9 protein-coding genes and 1 pseudogene are annotated in these 19,349 nt (G+C 60.3%); 7 read left to right on the plus strand and 3 right to left on the minus strand.

Features of this window, described 5'->3' with window-relative positions:
* Window positions 1-131: 131 nt before the first annotated feature.
* The 3 genes and pseudogenes from AC13DE_RS01850 to AC13DE_RS01860 all read right to left on the minus strand — a co-directional run.
* Window positions 132-806: pseudogene (locus tag AC13DE_RS01850) on the minus strand (nucleotidyl transferase AbiEii/AbiGii toxin family protein); the annotation flags it as partial.
* Window positions 796-1,626 carry a type IV toxin-antitoxin system AbiEi family antitoxin domain-containing protein gene (locus AC13DE_RS01855; RefSeq protein ID WP_483046853.1) on the minus strand — a complete coding sequence of 277 codons (831 nt, stop codon included), beginning with the start codon at window positions 1,624-1,626 and terminating at the stop codon, window positions 796-798. The gene AC13DE_RS01855 and the pseudogene AC13DE_RS01850, both read right to left, overlap by 11 nt.
* Before the next feature lie 246 nt (window positions 1,627-1,872).
* Entirely contained in the window at window positions 1,873-2,454 is a 582-nt protein-coding gene (locus AC13DE_RS01860; protein WP_483046854.1) for a plasmid pRiA4b ORF-3 family protein, read from the minus strand.
* A 416-nt stretch (window positions 2,455-2,870) separates the two neighbouring features.
* Between AC13DE_RS01860 and AC13DE_RS01865 the strand changes: the two genes are divergently transcribed.
* The 7 genes from AC13DE_RS01865 to AC13DE_RS01895 all read left to right on the plus strand — a co-directional run bounded on the left by AC13DE_RS01865 (window position 2,871) and on the right by AC13DE_RS01895 (window position 18,741).
* Window positions 2,871-5,399: a TerB N-terminal domain-containing protein gene (locus AC13DE_RS01865; RefSeq protein WP_483046855.1), complete on the plus strand. Its 2,529-nt coding sequence runs from the start codon at window positions 2,871-2,873 to the stop codon at window positions 5,397-5,399.
* Window positions 5,392-6,699, plus strand: a complete 1,308-nt coding sequence (locus AC13DE_RS01870; RefSeq protein ID WP_483046856.1) for an ATP-binding protein — start codon at window positions 5,392-5,394, stop codon at window positions 6,697-6,699. Before AC13DE_RS01865 ends, AC13DE_RS01870 begins: the two co-directional genes overlap by 8 nt.
* 5 nt (window positions 6,700-6,704) lie before the next feature.
* Window positions 6,705-8,882 carry a DEAD/DEAH box helicase gene (locus AC13DE_RS01875; protein ID WP_483046857.1) on the plus strand — a complete coding sequence of 726 codons (2,178 nt, stop codon included), beginning with the start codon at window positions 6,705-6,707 and terminating at the stop codon, window positions 8,880-8,882.
* A gap of 2 nt (window positions 8,883-8,884) precedes the next feature.
* Complete coding sequence (locus AC13DE_RS01880) at window positions 8,885-11,539, plus strand: PD-(D/E)XK nuclease family protein (RefSeq protein ID WP_483046858.1); 2,655 nt, start codon at window positions 8,885-8,887, stop codon at window positions 11,537-11,539.
* The gene (locus tag AC13DE_RS01885) at window positions 11,536-14,931 is read left to right on the plus strand and encodes a UvrD-helicase domain-containing protein (RefSeq protein WP_483046859.1); all 3,396 of its coding nucleotides are present in this window, start codon (window positions 11,536-11,538) and stop codon (window positions 14,929-14,931) included. Before AC13DE_RS01880 ends, AC13DE_RS01885 begins: the two co-directional genes overlap by 4 nt.
* Before the next feature lie 14 nt (window positions 14,932-14,945).
* Window positions 14,946-18,284, plus strand: a complete 3,339-nt coding sequence (locus AC13DE_RS01890) for a DEAD/DEAH box helicase (RefSeq protein WP_483046860.1) — start codon at window positions 14,946-14,948, stop codon at window positions 18,282-18,284.
* Between the two features lie 124 nt (window positions 18,285-18,408).
* Window positions 18,409-18,741, plus strand: coding sequence for a hypothetical protein (locus AC13DE_RS01895; RefSeq protein ID WP_483046861.1), 333 nt, complete (start codon window positions 18,409-18,411; stop codon window positions 18,739-18,741).
* Window positions 18,742-19,349: the final 608 nt, after the last annotated feature.

The raw sequence follows: 19,349 nt of genomic DNA on the forward strand, positions 1-19,349 counted from the left end.
GAGCCACGTCTGCTTGCCGCAGTTGATCATGTTGCGCAACAGCGCGCCAGAAGCACAGGACCAAAGACAGCCGAATCTCACAGTTAAGGACAAAACTCGACGCTCAAAGCGCCATGTCTCAGATTTAAAGGCAAAGCGACAGCTCCCTTCGTCATGCCCTCGAATTCTCGCGCATAGGGTTGATCCAGATCGATCAGGTTTGGGTTCAGCAGTTCGTGCGGCGGGCGTGGTGAACTCGCGACGTAGATCAGAAAGGTGCGGAACAACGCGTCGGTAAACCCTTCATTCTCGTAGAGGAGCTTGACGTCGTAGAGGTCTCGCGGGTGCTGGCGATCGAGGGCCGCATGTAGCTTACCGCCGAACAAATCTTCGAAGGCGACGATGTTCATCGTCGCATATCCGAACTCCTGCTCGACGGCTTCGGAGACTTCACGTTGTTCCGGATCATGCACGACGCCCCGGGTAACGGGGGAGGTTTCGATTTTGATTTCGGCTGCGCCGAGGCGTGCGAGCGCACGCGTGGCGCCGCCGCCACCGCCGGCAATGCGCTGCGCTTTGGCGCCGGTGATGCCGCCTTCGATGGCAGCGGCAATCCGGTCCATCGCGTCGTTGATCTCGGCGAGGCTTTCGGCGCGGTCTTTGATAGGCAGATAGGTCAAATCGATATCGACGGAGAGCCGCGGAAGGTCGCGATAGAAGAGGTTGATCGCCGTCCCGCCCTTGAGCGCAAATATTTTCTCCTTCGCCACATATGGAAGTACCCGCACGAGCAGGGCCACTTGGGCGGCATAGTCTTCACGCGCCATTACCACGTTCCTTTCTGACAAAATCTTCGGGCACCATGATCCTGTAGCGCGGATGTATCTTGCCGCCTTTGACCAATGCGCGATCCCCGCTGCCGAGGTCGAACTCTTCCGGATCGAGACGCTTGCGCCAGGCATGGTCGTGGCGGTCGGCGAACACGAAGAACAGGCGTTTGACCTTGATCTTCTTGCAACTTCTGAGCAGTGCCGAGAGGGTTCTCGGTCGCAACGTCGTCAGGCTTTCGAACACCATGTCGAGGCTGTGAAAGCTCTCCTGATCCGGCAACTCGTCCAGCGCCTCTAAGATCGCGCGTTCCGGCGAGGACATCACCAGTTTCCAGTCCCATGGCAGGGACGATGCTGTCTCGTTGAGATTTTTTCGTGCGTCATTGACACCCAACTCTGGATCGGAGAACAGCGATACGCTGCGTGTGCGGAGTTCGGCGTTGAGCGGCAGTTTTTCGAGCCAGTTGGGGATTTTTGAGCCATAGAGCCAGACTGTGCTCTTGTCGCCGAGGGAGAGATAGTGCGCATAGCCTTGCAGGTCCAATGCCGTCGCCCCCCCCACATGGACAGGGTAGTGCATGATGTGCTGGAGCGAGAGCAGGCAGGTCTTCCAATCGAGCGTATTCGTGGTGGCGCTGCCTGGTGCCGGGCGGCGGAAAACTCCGCGTCCAAGGCGTTCTAGCCAGCCACGTTGGACATAGGCGTAGGACGAACGCCGGCCTATCCCGTGGTGCTCAAGCCAGGCGGAGTCCACGAGGAACCCCGTGGGGACAGCCTCAAGAAGACTCTTTAGCTTTTCGTGTTCTTGTCCACTCATGTGCGACACAATGAAGTATTTTTAAAGAGGTCGCCACTTGTTTCTGTGATAACCTGTGAGATAGTCCGTCAAGGATCGACAAATTCTGGAATTCTCAAAGACACTGGTGGTTGTCAGCTCTGAAGCTCACCAGCAAAGCAGGGCGTGGATGCCCTCGGAGGGCTGAGAAGACATCCGGCCATTCGGATCGAACAGTCGAAGCTATGTGCCCCTGTCGAAGCCGCTGCGCCAAACCAGAGTCAGGTTTCACTTTCGATTGTGGCGTTCTTTTGCCCATACAAACATCGCACCGACGGCAGCATTGGCTTGCTGCACGCTGAACACTTCCGGTTCGAACGCGCCCGCCCATTGCTTTGTATCGCGATGTTCCGGGTGGTGTTTGTCGGTCAGCGCGTCGAGAAACTCTTCGTAAGAGTAGGGCCCTCCGCTGTCCTCTGGCGGGCAGGCTCGCTCTCCGGCAACACAGGCGGGAAAGTCCAGATCTGGTCTTCCGGTTGGTTTGCTAACCGTCTCAACGGTGACGAGATGCCGCCAGCCATCGCCGAAATCATAAGTGTATGTGAACTGACTGCCTTTCTTGACCAGCTCTCCAAGAGCAAACTTCTTTTCGTCCTTCCGGCCATCGTTTGGGTCCCAGCTGTCGTCACGTTCGTCGCGGGCCTCGAACCTGTCTTCGCCAATCTCGAACTCATGCAGATGATAGTCTTGCCAAGGCATAGCGCCCTGGAGAACGGAATGCAGAATGTCCAAGCTGATGTCATTCGGCACGAGGATACGGCGCCAGATGGGTGGTTTGATGCCAACAAGTTCGATTTTCAGCTCAATCAAAGTGTGTTCCGCCTATCTCAATGGCCCTGCCGTTGAAGTAATTTTTGATTCTTAAGCTGAAGCATTCAAGGGGAACATTGGCCCCTCCTGCCTTTTGGTCAGGACCGCGCCCTACTCGGTCGGCTGCACGCAGCCGCCCTCCCCGAGCTGAAACGCCGCCTCTCCCTGCGACGTGCCGCTGGCAGTGCAGTCTCCTCCGGAGCCAGCCCGACCAGCCGTCGCATGGTCGTGGCAACGCTTCATCTCGGCCGTTCCGGTTACGGTCACTAGGGCGGGGGTGTGCCCTCAACGGTGCGAACAGATGTATGTGGCCATCGGCCCAATCAAGCATAAAGCATGGGAAGTGCTTCAACCATGACGTTAGTCGTTGCAAAGATGGCTGTGCAAAATAGTGTGGTTCGGAGAGGGTTCCGATAATGTCTTCAATAATCAAGTTTTTCCGAATTACATTCTTTCTCGTCCTGTATTTTTTCTTATGCATGGTGGTGGTGACCGCAATGCTTCAGGGTTGGCCGGTTGGCGGCCAGATGTTGTTTGCATTTGCTGTTCCCGTCATTCTGGTCTGGTGGCAAGAAAAACGGAGATCGCGGAAAGTCGCTGCAAAGGCGCAAGCCGAGGGGAGTTCCGAAAACCTACCCCCCAGACCTGAGCCGGTGCCGCGCCCAAGTGCCTACGACAAGCGTATCGAGCGTGAGCGCGAACGAACTCGCGAAGCCAACGCGTCCAAAGAGCCGGCTGCCGTGCAGGCCTACTCCCCACCAAAGCAGGACTACGCTGAAATCGTTCGGGCTGGAAAGTCTGCGGCGCCGGCACTTGCCGCGGCCGCTGAACGAAACCAGCCCTCGCGAGTGGCATCGAGCGCATCGGTCCGATCATCGAAAAGCGGGTGGGTCCCGTCTAATGAAACAGCTAGCGTGGCCGGCCGCGCCATCGGAGGGATGGTCTATGTTGGCACGCCTCCCTTGCTGAACACCTACGGGTATCGTGACAAGTGCCGAGCCTATATCGATCCGTCCCTGTCGGTCGCGCGCTCTGGAGCCGACAAAGCTGGAGAAGGTATGCCCTACTGGCCGGGGTACTCGGATATATCACCTCAGTGCCGGGCGACCTACCTCGATTGGTTGGCCAGCGGGCGAAACGATGCCACCTACAACCCCGGCTACATGTTCCTGTACTTTTATGGGCTGGAGCGTCGCTTCTTCGTCGATCAGTCTAACGAAGATGCCAAAGATATCGTCCAGGAAGTTCGGCGGCTGCAGTCACTTTACCCTGACAACCATTCCGTCAGGCGGTATTTGGGCGAGTTCCTCGACATTGCGATGCTTGCCGAAGCCGACCTCGACGCTATCGAGCCGATTTTCGAGAAGCAGGGGTGGGAGCTTCCGTTCTCACTCAAATACGCAATCGGAGCTCGGATCGACAAGGGCGAGAACCTGACCGCTGACTGGTTGCTGAGTTGGTTCATCTGCCATCCGGAAACATATCTGAGAACTCCCGCGACGCGGTGCCGTGACGAGTTCGTCGCTCTTTTCCGTATGCGGTTTGATCGGCGTTTTCCTGATGGGCTCAAAGTGACAAAACCCCGGAAATCACTCACGGCATCCTATCGGGCCGCCTCCAGCGAGTTTCAGGGGTCTGCCAACCCAACCGTCGATGGCAAGCCGGTCCCCGATATTTCCGGCCTGCGCAAACCGGTCGAGATTGCCCAGGAGTTGGCAGACGAGGTGATGAACGACCTCGACAAACTAAGCCGTTTCCTGGGCCGAAATCCTGATGGCCGCGGAAGCGTGGAAGCGCATGCCTTGTTGCCCTCTGATCTATGGGATGCCTTCCCATCAGAGGAAATGGAACGCTTGAAATCTTGGGCAAGCGATATCGTCGATCGCGGGGGATTGGTGCCGCTTGAGGAGGTGATCGGACGACTGGAGGGAGAAACGAACGAGAAGATCGGAAAACGGCAAATGACAGGAGCCGCCGACGCGCTCGCGCGCCTCGGTTTCGGTCTGGCGCCCGACCCTCGGTTTGCGCTCCGGTCGCCCAAGGCGGAGGAGCCTGTTGTGCTGTTTAGTCTGGGTGAACCCATCGAAAGACTGGAGGAAGTTTCCGACAGCTATAGAAGCGCCTTGATCGAATTGGCACTTGGGTCGTTCGTCGCCCACGCTGATGGTCGCATCGCGGAGCCTGAACGCAGGGCGTTGGAAGATCAGGTTTCTGCCGCGGCCCTCAGCGATCAGGAACGCCGTAGGCTTCGTGCAAACCTTGAATGGTTCCTGGCCGTGCCACCGGACATGGCACTTCTGCGGCGGAAACTGAAGGAGGTGGGCCAAGACAACCAGGCCGCCATGCGGGCAGCGCTGGTTGGTGCAGCACATGCCGATGGCATCATTCACTCCGACGAAGTCGCAAGCATCGAGAAAATCTACAAGGCTTTGGGACTTGATCCCGCGCTTGCCTACTCTGACCTGCATGCTGGTGAAGTTGCGGATGGTCCGCGCACCGTTCGTGCCTCGCAATCAGGTCGCCCGGGCGAAGCGATACCCGAGCTTGAAAAAGCCAGCGGACCCAAACTCGACGCGTCGCGGATCGCAGCAATCCGTTCGGACACTGAGCGCGTGTCGTCCGTCCTGGGGCAGATTTTCGACGTCGAAGAGGAAGAGCGTGGTGCGTCCGGGCCCGCCAGCCAAAGCCAGCTGGCGGGGCTTGACCCGAAACACGGCGCCATTGTCCTCGAACTAATTACTCGGGAGCATTGGTCTGACACGGAGTTCGAGACGATTTGCGCCTCGCATGGCTTGATGGCGTCCGGTGCACTGGAAGTCGTGAATGAATGGGCTTTTGAGACCTACGATGAAGCGCTGCTCGACGAGTATGATGGATATGACGTGTCTCCGGAGATTGCGGAGGCGGCAAAAGAAAAGATGAGTGCGGAGGGCAGGGATGTCTAAGTTGAAACCACGCGAACGCGATGCAATCGTACAGGCGCTTCGGGCCGGGGTCGTGCCCAAGCTTGGTTTGCGCCATATTCAGGTTGGCCGCGTCCGAGAGATTGAAGAGCTCGTCAAGGACATGGATCGGATATCCGATGGCGGATCGGCGATCCGGTTCATCATTGGGGAATACGGATCGGGCAAGACGTTCTTCATGAATCTGATCCGCCTCGTCGCCTTGGAGAAAGGTCTGGTCGTAATGTTCGCGGATCTGGCGCCAGATCGGCGCATTCACGCGACCGGCGGACAAGCTCGGGGGCTGTATGCCGAGATGGCCCGAAACTTGTCGACGCGGACAAAGCCCGATGGTGGGGCATTGGCTAGCGTGGTGGAGCGTTTTGTCAGCCAGGCTCACAGAGACGCTGAAGAACGGGATTTGCCAACAGGGTCTGTCATCCGTGAACGCCTTGGCCACTTCGAAGAACTTACCGGGGGGTTTGATTTCGCTGAAGTCATCCGTCGATATTGGGAAGGCCATGAAACAGGCGACGACGAGTTGAAATCCGCAGCCCTGAGATGGCTGCGCGGCGAGTTCGCGACACGCACCGACGCGCGCAAGGCGCTTGGTGTGCGAACGATCATCGACGACGCCAGTGTCTATGACCATCTGAAGCTGATGTCGGCATTTGTGTGCGAGGCCGGCTACAAAGGCTTGCTCGTCGGCCTCGACGAGATGGTGAACCTCTACAAGCTCACCTCGTCGCAGGCTCGCAATGCAAACTACGAGCAGATCCTCCGGATCCTGAACGATGTGCTTCAAGGCAGTGCCGAGAACCTCGGATTTCTCATGGGCGGGACCCCGGAGTTTCTGATGAACACCCGTCGAGGGCTCTACAGCTACGAAGCCCTTCAATCGCGTTTGGCCGAGAACACCTTCGCGCGAGACGGATTGGTCGATCTTTCAGGACCGGTTGTCCGGCTGGCCAGCCTGACCCCTGAAGATCTCTTCGTTCTTCTGGCCAATGTGCGGCAGATTATGCAGGAAGACGCCAATGCTTTGCCAGATCACGCCCTCGAGGCTTTCATGGCGCATTGCTCAGACCGGATCGGTGAAGCTTACTTCCGCACCCCGCGCAATACGGTGACGGCCTTCGTGAACCTGCTTTCTGTGCTCGAGCAAAACCCCGGTGTCGAATGGAGCGATCTGATCGAAAAGATCGAGGTCTCCGAAGACCTCGGCGAAGACATGACCGAGGTCGACGAGTCCACTGGTGCCCAAGAACCCGGTGACGATGATCTGATCAGCTTCAAGCTCTGACGCCGATGAGCAGTGCGTTCGATAGACTGGCGAGGCCTGTTCAGAAATGGATACGGCAGCAAGGGTGGCGCGAACTTCGCGATATCCAGGCGCGATCCATCCGGACGATCTACGAGACCAATGCCGACTTAATCATTGCAGCTTCTACGGCGGGCGGAAAGACCGAGGCGGCGTTCCTGCCGTTGATTTCACAGGTGCTTGACGAGGCGTCGGGCGGCACCGGCTTCGACCTGCTCTACATCGGTCCGCTGAAAGCCTTGATCACGGACCAGGCCATGCGGCTGGATGGCATCTGCCAGGAAGCAGAGCTTCCAGTTGTTCCCTGGCACGGGGATGTCTCGCAATCGATCAAGACGCGCGCGTTGAAATCTCCAAAAGGGATCCTTCTGATAACCCCGGAGTCCCTTGAGGCGCTTTTCATTCGTCGCGGTTTGGAAATTGCCCGCCTGTTTGGGGCCACGCGGGCAGTCGTGATCGACGAGTTGCACACGGTTTTGGATAGCGAACGCGGTGTCCAGCTGCGTTCATTGCTCACAAGGCTCGAGCTCGCGATAAAGCGCCCAATCCGTCGGATAGGTCTGTCAGCGACACTTGGCGACATGGACCTCGCCAAGGCCTATCTTCGCCCTGACGCAGCAAGCTCTGTCCAGCTGATCGAAGCAGATGGCGGCGAGGCTGAATTGAGGCTTCAGCTTCGCGGTTACCTTTCCGGCGATGAAGAAGAAAACAACCCATCCGCAACGGACGCCATAGCAGCCCATCTGTTCAAGCATCTTCGAGGCAGCGACAACCTGGTCTTCGCCGGAGCGCGCCAACGGGTCGAGATTTACGCAGATCGGTTGCGGGAGCTTTGCGAACGGGAGCACCTGCCACAGGAATTCTATCCCCACCACGCGAGCCTCTCGCGAGAACACCGTGACTTCGTTGAGCGGCGCTTGAAGGACCCTGCGATACCGACGACCGCCGTTTGCACGTCGACGCTCGAGCTTGGAATCGACATCGGTGACGTAACCTGCGTGGCTCAAATCGGTGCGCCATTCAGTGTCGCGGCGTTGCGACAACGGCTTGGCCGATCAGGCCGCCGTGAAGGACAGCCGGCCATTCTCAGGCAGTACGCTGTCGAAGCCAAGTTGACGCCGGAGAGCAGTTTCGTGGATCGTCTTCGTCTCGGCCTGATCAGGTCCATCGCGATGATAGACCTGCTGCTGGAAGGCTGGTGCGAACCTCCAAAACCTCAGGCGCTTCATCTCTCGACGCTTGTCCATCAGATACTGTCAGTCATAGCGCAGCGCGGCGGTGCGTCTGCAACCGTGGTCTACAATGTGCTCTGCCGCGAAGGACCCTTTCGGAAGGTCACAAGCGAAGTCTTCGCAGATGCGTTGCGTGCAATCGGCCACCCAGAAACCGGCTTGATCGAACAAGCCGGCAGCGGGCTTCTACTCCTGGGCAAGACGGGCGAAAGGCTAGTCGAGCATTACAGCTTCTACGCCGTATTCCAGACACCTGAAGAATTCCGTTTGGTTGCAGAGGGGCGGGACCTTGGAACCCTGCCGATCGACAATGTTCTTGCCCCTGGGATGCTATTAATATTCTCTGGGCGACGTTGGGTTGTTCAAGAAATCCATGATCGTGAAAAGGTCATCGTCGTCAAACCCGCAAGGGCTGGTGTGCCTCCGGTCTTCGGCGGCGATGCGGGGGACATTCATGACAAGGTGATCGACCGAATGTTCGCCGTGCTCGAGGGGGATTCCAGCCCAGCATACATGGACACAGTCTCTTTGATGATGCTCGAGGAAGCGCGTGCTCACTATGAACAGCTGAGGTTTAGGGCCAATAACATACACAGCATCGGCGAGCATACATCAGTCATTGCGACGCGGGTCGGTACGGTGAAGACATCAACCCTCGCGCTCGCACTGAGAAGCGAGGGGTTTTCAGTCGAACAGCATGACGGGTTTCTGCTGGTGGAGAACGGGGACGAAACCCCCGATCTACGATCAGTGCTGGCAGATTTTCGATCCGGCGAACCCGTCGATTTGTTCGCAGGCGCAGGAAATCTGATATCAGAGAAGTTCCATCCATTTCTTTCTAAATCACTTTTGGTTCGGGATGCTGAATCCTCAAAGCTCTCGACACAAGCACTTCCCGATTTGGTCAAAACTATTCTTCGAAAAGGAACTTAAAGATGTCCACGACGCGCCGGTCCACGCTTATTGTCTATGGACGACACGCAATGCGGGAGGCCCGCCTTGCGGCGGCCCGCGGTGGTCAACATGGCCTCCAGATCATGTCGTTGGAACAAGCCGCGGTGCGGCTCGCGGGGGGCTTCGCCCACGCAATCGACGAAGAAAGCCTGCGCGCGGCAATCCAGACGGTCCTCCCTGAAACACCGATGGGCGAACTGGAAGATATCAAGATGTTGCCGGGCATGATCGGCGCGTCCGCCGACACACTGCACAAGGCGTGGCGGGCAGGTATCGATCTTGCCTCCCGGTCAGCTGATCATCCAAGGCTTGAAGCCATCGCTCGCCTGGAGGCCGCTGTTCTCACCGAACTTCCGGGCGGCATGATGCGTCCGGTCGATATTGTTGCCGCAGCCATCAGCCGGATCACCCATGCGCCCGCCATATTCGGCTCGATGGAAATCGTCGGACTGACCGAACTGTCTCCCTGCTGGCGGCCTCTGCTGAAGGCGCTCGCCGAGCACATCCCCATGCAATGGACGTCAGGTCCTCGCCCTGTCCCGGCCTGGCTCAAGGAAAGCGGCGTTGCTGTCGCTCGGGGTGACGCCGAGGCGCCGGCCACTCGATCCGTCAGCGCCGCGACCGCTTACCATGAGGCAGTCGAGACACTGCGTTGGGTTCGGTCGCTGCTCGCGTCGGGCGTATCGCCCGCCGACATTGCCATCGCCACCGCGTCGCCGGCCGACTACGACGATCACTTTCTCGCGCTGCGCGCCGATGCCAATATCGATTTTCATTTCGTTCACGGCGTCCCGGCCGTCACCACACGTGACGGACAAGCGGCAGCGGCACTCGCCGACATCGTCGTGCGCGGGCTTTCGCAGTCGCGCTTGCGCCGTCTCGCCGCCCTGTGCCGCGATTCTGCACCTCTGGCTTCCCTTCCCGATGGCTGGATGCGCGTCCTTCCAAGCGATGCACCCCTATCAACGCCGTCCGCCTGGAACCAACTGCTGGCGCGCCTCGCGCCGGACGACTGGCCCGACGGCATGGATTACGCCCCAGTGCTGCGTGCTGCGGTCGATCTGCTGGCAAAGGGACCGGACGCGGCACAGGAGATCGGTGAAGCCTTCCTTATGGGCCGGGCACTGTCCATCTGGCGCAAAGCCCTACTGGCAGGGCCCGCCGGCGCGATCGACAGCACGCTGGAATCACTGAAACAGGATGACGGGCTCGAGGCCTCCGTCTCCGTGGCCTGGATGCCGGCCAGCGCCCTCGCCGCGTCGCCGCGACGCTTCGCTCGGCTGATCGGTCTCAATTCCTCCCGCTGGCCACGCGGGATCGCCGAAGATCGGCTGATCCCGGACCATATCATTCCAACGGGCGAGCTCGACCCGCTTCCCGTCAATCTCGCAGATCGCCGTGACTTTGATACGATCCTCGCCACTACTGGCAGCGACGTCGTCCTCTCCCGCGCCCGACGCGACAGCGACGGCCGGCTCTTGGGTCGCAGCCCCCTCCTCGCCACCTATGACGAGGAAGCCTATCTGCGGCGCAACGCCGTTCCCGCCCATGCCTTCAGTGAAACCGACCGGCTGTTGGCGCGGCCGCAGGAATTCGCCGCCGATCCCCAGGCATTGAGTGCGCGTTCCTGCTGGCGCGATTGGCGCATGGCCGATGTGACAGCTCATGACGGCCTGGTCAGGTCCGATCATCCTTTGGTTCTCGCGATCCTCGGGCGGACTCAGTCGGCGAGCTCGCTCAAAACACTACTGCGCAGCCCCCTAAATTTCCTCTGGCGCTATGCTCTCGGTTGGAAATCCCCGCAAGGCAGTGCCGAGCCGCTCGTGCTTGACGCCCTGCAAACCGGCGACCTCATCCATCTGGTGCTCGACCGCGCCCTGCGAAACCTCGAGGCGGCGGGCGGTTTGGCGTCGGCTGACACGGCTGCCATTCAGGCTGCGGTGGACGACGCTGCTGGTGCGGTGTCGGCCGAATGGGAAAGCGAACGGCCCGTTCCGCCCGCTGTTGTCTGGGGCCGCACGCTCGGGGACGCGCGCGCTCTTGCCGGACAGGCGCTTGCCTATGGCAATGATCATTTGCCGGGCAGCCGATCCTTTGGCGAGGTTCCGTTCGGCGGGTCCGAGCCCAAGTCGGAGGCGGCATTGCCCTGGGACGCCAGTGTGCCAGTGATCATCCCCGACACCGGATTTCACATTGCCGGCTATATCGACCGGCTCGACATCGCTGATGACGGCAGCCGGGCACTCGTGCGCGACTACAAGACTGGCAAGCCGCCGAAAGGCGACATCCGTGTAAACGGCGGCCGCGAGCTTCAGCGCTGCCTTTATGCCTTCGCCGTCAAGGCACTCCTGGGCGACCACATCGCGATCAGAGCCTCGCTACTCTATCCGCGTGAACCGCTTGATCTCCAGCTCGACGAGCCGGACATCGTCCTGACGGAGATCAAGGCATATCTGCGGGCAGCGAGAAACGCATTGACCAGCGGGGCTGCACTGCCCGGGCCGGATACGGGAAGCGACTATGACGATCTCTCCTTTGCCCTGCCGGCAAACGCAGGCGCCACCTACTGCAAACGCAAACAAGCTGCCGCGACCGAGCGTCTCAGCGCTGTCGCGCCGATCTGGGAGGTGGAATGATGAGCAATGTGAAAATTCTGAACGATGATCGCGCCCGGCATGACGCTATCAGCCGTCACGACCGGTCTATCCTGGTAGAGGCCGGCGCGGGATCGGGCAAGACCGCCGTGATGGCCGGCAGGATCGCTGTCATGCTGGCGCAGGGTGTCGCGCCAAGTTCCATCGCGGCAGTCACGTTTACCGAACTGGCGGCCAGTGAGCTCCTCCTGCGGGTTCGGGATTTCGTTGAAGATCTCGCCGCCGGCCATATCGCACCGGAGCTCCGCGCCGGTCTGCCGGAGGGACTGTCTCCGGCACAGCGCGAGAATCTGATGTCGGCCAGCACGGCGATTGACGAAATCACCTGCTCGACCATCCACGGCTTCTGTCAGCACTTGATCAAGCCATACCCGGCAGAAGCGGATATCGACCCGGGCGCAGCGGTCATCGACCGCAACCAGGCCGATCTCAACTTCCTCGAAATCGTTGACGGCTGGCTGCACGAACGCCTGTCTGGCAATCAGGGCGGTGTTCTGGCCGAGATGGTGCTGCATAACCCGGGAGAGACCGTCGCTCTGATGTACGAAATCGCCGAAGCCCTCCGGCGCTCAAGGAATCTGGTCGCCCCTGAAGTCACGCCTTTTGCAGATCACCAGCAATCCTTCCGGCAGGCAACCGACGAACTTTCGGCCTTTGTGCAAGGCTCCGGCGTCCACGAGCCGGAAACAGAGGTCTTTGCCGCGCGCTTTTCTGAAATGGCGGCTGCCCTTCCATCAGTTGCAGATGGTTCCACGTCCGCCGGGCTAGTCAGGTTGCTGGTTGCACGCCCGCATCCCGACCTTACGACCGGGACGGGCAGCTTTTACGCCTACCGCAAGAAGGGCAAATGGGCGGCGGCGGCAAAGCAAGCAGGGCTGTCCAAGGCAGACGGCGACAGGCTGAACGATACGGCCAGCGGCTTGTACGAGGCGTGCTGTGCCACGTGGACCGCACTGCTGCAGGCGGTTTCGGGCCAGGTCCTGGCGACGTTGATCGACGAAGCACGCACAATCATGGCGCGCTATCGCGAGCACAAGCGTGCCAGCGCCCAGCTCGATTTCGATGATCTCATCTACACCGCGCGCGATCTGTTGCGCGACCATGAATCTGTGCGACAAGCACTCGCCCAGCGGCATTCGAAGGTCTTGGTCGACGAGTTTCAGGACACCGACCCGCTCCAAGCCGAAATCTTCTGGCGTCTATGCGGTGATCCGGGTGATGATCCGCAAGACTGGACGCGCTTCCGGATCCGGCCCGGTGCGCTCTTCTTGGTCGGTGACCCCAAGCAGGCAATTTATCGCTTCCGCGGCGCAGATGTCGGCGCTTATGTTCAGGCCCGTACGGCCTTCTCAACACAAGATGCGGACGGCATAGTTTCGATTTCGACCAATTTCCGTTCCTGTGCCTCGATCCTTACTTTCGTCAACGAACGGTTCGAGACTGTCCTGTCGGCTGATGGCCAGCCCGGCTTCACCGCGCTCGATCCCTTCCACGACGATCCGCAAGAGGGCGTCTGCGTCGCGGCGATTGATATCGCGGTCGCTGACGAGAACGGTAAGGCCAGTGCCGAGCAACGACGCGACGCCGAAGCCGAAGCGGTGGCTGAACTTTGCGCACGATTGATCGGCAGTCATCCGGTCCTGGATCGCAAAGCCGGTGCACGACGCCCATGCCAACCGGGCGACATCGCCTTGCTCGCGCCAACCGGCGCAGAGCTCTGGCGCTATGAAGAAGCCCTTGAGCGCCGGGGCATCCCAGTTGCAACCCAGGCCGGCAAAGGTCTGTTTCGCCGGCAGGAAGTACAGGACCTCATCGCGATCACGCGGGTGCTCGCCGATCGTCGTGATACGCTGGCGCTCGGCGCATTGCTGCGCGGCCCGCTTGTCGGGCTAAGCGAAGAGGAGCTCCTGGACATCGTCTGGGCCCTTCCGCGTTCGGAAGAAGAACCCGACCGGATCCCGCGACTCGACCTCGGCGTCGACCCCGCGGCAATAGCGCATCCGCTGGCGCGCGATGTGATCGAACGGCTGCAAGCGCTCCAGAAACGCGCCAACAGCACGACACCGAACGATCTTCTTTCGCAGGCCGTCGACGTCCTTCGGGTACGCCCCGTTCTTCTGGAACGGCATCGCGGTCAGGCAGAACGAGCGCTTGCCAATGTCGATCTCTATCTCAGCCTGACCACCGGCTTTGCAGTACGCGGCTTGCGCACCTTTTCCGAGGCAATGACGGCGGCGTGGACGGATGAGACCCGCGCGGTAGAAGGCCGACCAGATGCGCAGGAAGAAGCCGTCGCCCTCTATACAATGCACGCTGCAAAGGGCCTTGAGTGGCCGGTCGTCATCCCCATCAACACCATGACAGGGGTGATGGCGCCTGATAGTGCCGTGACCGATCGCCAGACTGATACGTTCTACTGCCCGGTTTTGGGTGTCCCTCCGTCCGGTTACGACGCGGCGCGGCAGGCAGAGAAGGATGAACTGGACCGCGAGCGGGTCCGGCTCTGGTATGTCGCGGCAACCCGCGCCCGGGAACTCTTGGTCTTGCCGCGGCTCGACGTAACGCCTTCGAAATCAGCCTGGATCGGCCTGGTGGACCTGTCCCTAACAGATCTCCCTCACCTCGACGTGTCGCATCTGCCGCTCGACCCGATCGCGGTGACAGGCGATGCCGCAAACGACCAGACACGGGAGAGTTTCGCCACTGAGGCCGGTGCGATTGCCGAAAGGCAGATGCACCTGACCTGGCTCGCGCCGAGCCGCGACGAGACGGCGACGGGTTTGGTGCTTCAGGAAGAAGAACCGGACATCTGGACTGTTTCGACTAATTCTCCGGCGCCGGAAACCGAAACGCCCGCCTCCATCCAGGGCGGACGCGAGCGTGGACTAATCCTTCACAAGCTCATGGAGGAAGTCCTGACAGGGGAATGCGACGAGGTCGGCGCAGCGCTCACCGCGCGTGCCACTGACCTCATCCATGCGCTCAGCGAGGAGCCTTCTTCCGACCCGGCGAACGGGCTTTCGCCTGAGGAACTGGCCGGTTGCGTGACGCGAACGCTGGCCTTGTCGGAGGTGGTGGCCTTGCGTCCCTCATTGCTCGCTGAGTTTCCGGTCTATGCCTTTCAGCAAGGGGAGGCCGAACTGGTTGCGACGGCGGGCATCGCTGACGCGATTACGGTTAATCCGGAAGGTCGGCCAGCCGTCGTGATCGACTGGAAGAGCGACGTGAATCCCGCCCAGGAGACGCTTGATCACTATCGGGCTCAGGTGCGTGCCTATCTCGATATGACCGGCGCCGAACGGGGCCTGATCGTTCTGATGACGAACGGGACGGTGATCACCGTCCCGCCTTCTCCCCAGACGATTGCGGCATAGCCGAGGACGCGACCATGGCCTCCCGCAAGCGCACCGAGCCCGTCCAAGATGATCTCTTCAATCCCGAAGTCGAACTGCTGCTGCCTGCTCGGCTTGCGATAGAGGGCAAGGCCCTGGGAAGCCCTATACGCCAATTGGCGGCTCCGCCGCAGCGCGTACGGTGCCGTCTGCGTCCCTTTTCAATCCGCCGTGTGACTGGTCATGAAACCACGCTGCCGTCTGGCGAGACACTGAAGATCATCAACGCGAAGACCGCTACGTCGCTGGAGGCGGAGCTCATTCTTCTGGTCCCCGGCGCGAGTGAGCCGGCGCAGATCGTAGAAGCACTCGACGCCGGCGAAGGCCGGTGGATGGCCCCGTTGCCCATTCGCATCGACACGTTGAGTCGCCAAGCGCGGGTCGAACGGCTGGCAGCGGTTTCGGCATCTTGGTCGGGCGCCTTTCATCTCCGCGAGGGACGAGCAGCCGAAAACGAGGGGCCAGCCCAGCCCGGTCTGCGACGTCCTCAAATCGGCGCACTGCACGCGGCTTTGGCCCATGCGACGCGATCGATCGATCCGGCCACCATCGTCATGCCGACGGGCACCGGCAAGACGGAAACCATGCTCGCGCTCAACGTCCACCAGTGCTTCGAGAGGCTACTGGTCGTAGTGCCGACGGACGCCCTTCGAGAGCAGATCGCGGGCAAGTTCGAGACCTTCGGCGTGCTGAGGAAACAGCAATGCCTGGAAGACAAGGCAGCATTTCCAGTGGTGATGCGCCTTTCGCACATTCCGACGAGGCTAGCCGACGTGGATGAGATCTTCGACAGTGCCAATGTCATCGTCACAACGATGCAGATCGCCGGTCGCGCCGAAGCGGCGGTCCAGGAGCGGATGGCGGCACGCGCCTCGGCGCTGTTTATCGACGAGGCTCATCACATCGGCGCCCCGACATGGGCGCGCTTTCGGGGCCTCTTCGCCGACCGTGAGCCACCGCTCCCCATCGTCCAGTTCACCGCCACACCATTCCGTGAGGACGGCCGGCGCGTCGACGGCGAGTTCATCTACACCTATCCGCTCAAGAAGGCGCAGGCCGAAGGCTATTTCAAGCCGATTCGCTTCGAGGCTGTCTTCGGGCTCGATCAGGCAGACGCCGATCTCGCGATCGCGGGAAAGCTCGGCGAAGTCCTCCAAGGTGATCTGGACGTCGGCCTCAACCATCTCGCCATGGCGCGTTGCCAAACTATCGACCGCGCCAGAGCCCTCCACCAGCTTTACAGCGAGATGTACCCAGAACTTCGTCCGGTCATCGTCCATAGCCAGCAGTCGATCCGTGAACGCCGTGCAAACCTTGCCGCTCTGCGGCGCTTCGAGAGCCGGATCATTGTCTGCGTGGACATGCTCGGCGAAGGTTTCGATCTGCCGGAACTGAAGATCGCCGCCCTGCACGACCCGCACAAGAGCATCGCCGTTACCATCCAGTTTGTCGGCCGCTTCACCCGCCAGGATCCACGCCTCGGCGACGCCACCGTCATCGCCAACACCGGCATTGACGACATTGATCGTTCGCTGGCCAAGCTCTATGCCGAGGATGCCGACTGGAATGCGCTGGTCGAGGCACTCAGCACCGCGAAGATCGACCGGCAAGTCCGCCGTGCCGAGATGTTCAAGGGCTTTGTCGGCGACTTGAGCGACATTCCCCTGCAGACGCTCGAACCGAAGATGAACGCCGTCGTCTATCGCACCAACTGCGACGGTTGGGAGCCTTTGCGGGCCGAGGACTTATATAGTCCCGGCGTATATCTCGGCATGAAGGTCAACCCACACCAACGTGTCGCCATCTTCGTCACCCGCTCCGAAGAGCAGGCCGGCTGGACCACGGCCCAGCACGCGACCAATGTCACCTGGGACCTGCACATGATGCATTGGGATCCCGATAGTCAGCTCCTATATATCAGCAGCTCGATCAAGGGACCGTATGACCGATTGGCCAAAGCGGTCTGCGGTGAGGCAGCGCGCCGGGTCGAGGGCGAGGAGGTCTTCCGCAGCCTGCATGGGTTCAATCGCCTGATCCTGCGCAATCTTGGCCTGACGCACCATCAGGGACGCGGTGTCCGCTACTCCATGTATATGGGTGTCGATGTCGCCGACGGACTCGACACTGCGAAGTCCCAGTCGCGCATCAAGAACAACGTGTTCGCAACCGGTTTCCTCGACGGTGTTCCCGCCTCTCGTGGCTGTTCGGCCAAAGGCAAGTTCTGGTCGATTTCGCGGGTTCGCGATCTGACTGATTGGGTCGATTGGTGCGCGGATATCGGCAAAGCCGTCAAAGATCCAGGGATCACCACCGATGGCGTCTTCAAGAGTGCGATGCGACCTCGCCAGATCAGCGAACGCCCGCAGGTGCCTCCGGTCGCGATCCACTGGCCGGAATCGCTGTTGACGCAAATCGAGGACCGGATCGAAATCAGTTTCGGCGACAAACCCGTAGCCTTCGCTGAATGCGACATCGAGCTGCTGGATCATGAACGCACGGGTCCATTGCGCTTCACGGTGCGCAGCGATAACCACATCGCCGAATTCGAAATCGTTTTTGCCGAAGGGGGTGCCAGCTATCCGCAGCGCTCTGGGCCGAAAACAACCGTCAAGGTCAGCGGCAAGACGAAGTCGCTATCGGAATCCTTCGGCGAGGATTCCCCACAGATCGACTTTGGGGATGGTTCACTGCTGATCTACAGTCACCTTTATGCTCTGCCTGAAGGCGTCGTGGTGGAACCGTATTCCGCTGATCGGATCGATGCTTGGGATTGGTCGGAGACCAATATACGTGCCGAGGCGCAGGGTCCTGAAAAGCGGACTGACTCAGTGCAACGGCGCGTAATCGAGACATTGCTCGCAGAGGGCGACGCCTTTGACATCATCTTCGACGATGATGGGGCTGGAGAGATCGCGGACGTCGTCACCCTTCGAGTGACTGAAGGTCTCGTCCAGGTGACGCTTCACCATTGCAAATACTCCAGTTCCGACACGCCCGGCGCGCGGGTGAAGGATCTCTATGAAGTTTGCGGGCAAGCGCAGAAATCCGCACGCTGGCGTGATCGGCCCAACAGAATGCTCATACATATGTTGAAGCGGGAGAAGACACGGCTCGAGAAGGGCCAGACTTCCCGCTTCGAACAGGGAACAGCCGCACTCCTCAAAAAGCTGAAAGCGAGTTGGCAGGACTATCGCTACGAATTCGATGTGCGCATCGTTCAGCCTGGCCTGTCGCGATCCGCTGTCACAGAGGAGGGACTGCATCTACTGGCCAGCGTGGAGACTTATCTCCTTGAAACGCGCGCAATGCGGCTGAAGGTTATCGCAAGCAGCTAGAAAGCCAACCTCCAGATAACGGCCCAATCCAATTGCAGTGGAGCGAACGAAATGTTCGGCGTCTTACTCGTTGAGAGTTGTCCTAGCTTTCCATCTTTTGGTGCGGAGAGGCGCCGGATACTTTGTGTCCGACAGTCGTCCGGATTTGATGATCTTGGCCCCTCCTGCCCTTTGGTCAGGACCGCGCCCTCTCGGTCGGCTGCACGCAGCCGCCCTCCCCGAGCTGAAACGCCGCCTCTCCCTGCAACGTGCTGCTGGCGGTGCAGTCTCCTCCGGAGCCAGCCCGGCCACCCGTCGCATAGTCGTGGCAACGCTTCATCTCGGCCGTTCCGGTTACGGTCGCTGGGGCGGGCGCGTGACATCAGTGATCTCGTACTTCGCGTTTCGGCCGGTGTTGTTCCTCGCTTTACCGGACATGCTGTGCCGCCCCGCCATCATGGTCGCAAACGGAGTTTGACGACCGCCGGATTGCATTGACCACAGCTGCCGTCAGGCCGGTGATGGTCGTGCTGCGCGGATCGCACGTTACGGGGTGCCGTAGAGGGACCGTTCGAAATCCGGGAGAGCCGAGCACGGTGTCGAGGCTTAGAAGGTCTGCCTGCTACTCTTCCAGACAACACGCATAACGGTGCCACGGAAACCAGCCGTCGCGGCACGTGAGGCAGGGTCAGGCAAAGCTCTGACTCGTCCGAATGCGGATCGGGGCAAGAGGGCAAGAAGGGGCGCGCGTCCCCTGCAGCGTCTCCCTCGGCTGTTCCCCTACCTTCCTTCGCGGCCCCTGCACTTCTCCGGGTGTCTGAGTTGCATGACATGCTGGTCGCAGCTGTCGTCCCGTCCACAAAGGTTGTCGCCGATCTTTTTCCCCTGTCCCTGCGGGCCATTCCTCGCGAGGCAAAAAGATCGGCGCCTGCCCCTCTCCGCTGCGCTTCGCCTTCGGTGTGGCCGGGCCTTGGCCAGCTGCAAGGTGACCATCATTGCAACGCAAACAAGGAGAAGAGCAATGACCACGAACTGCATCAAATTCACCAGCGCCGACATCGAAACCGCGAAGGGCGTCGGCTCCAT

This window comes from Sulfitobacter sp. L-8 (assembly GCF_056859255.1).

Bases quoted from the DNA above. Each gene is read 5' to 3' on its own strand.
- AC13DE_RS01885 (WP_483046859.1), top strand. From the start codon at position 11,536: ATGATGAGCAATGTGAAAATTCTGAACGATGATCGCGCCCGGCATGAC.
- AC13DE_RS01855 (WP_483046853.1), bottom strand. From the start codon at position 1,626: ATGAGTGGACAAGAACACGAAAAGCTAAAGAGTCTTCTTGAGGCTGTC.
- AC13DE_RS01875 (WP_483046857.1), top strand. From the start codon at position 6,705: ATGAGCAGTGCGTTCGATAGACTGGCGAGGCCTGTTCAGAAATGGATA.
- AC13DE_RS01880 (WP_483046858.1), top strand. From the start codon at position 8,885: ATGTCCACGACGCGCCGGTCCACGCTTATTGTCTATGGACGACACGCA.
- AC13DE_RS01890 (WP_483046860.1), top strand. From the start codon at position 14,946: ATGGCCTCCCGCAAGCGCACCGAGCCCGTCCAAGATGATCTCTTCAAT.
- AC13DE_RS01870 (WP_483046856.1), top strand. From the start codon at position 5,392: ATGTCTAAGTTGAAACCACGCGAACGCGATGCAATCGTACAGGCGCTT.
- AC13DE_RS01865 (WP_483046855.1), top strand. From the start codon at position 2,871: ATGTCTTCAATAATCAAGTTTTTCCGAATTACATTCTTTCTCGTCCTG.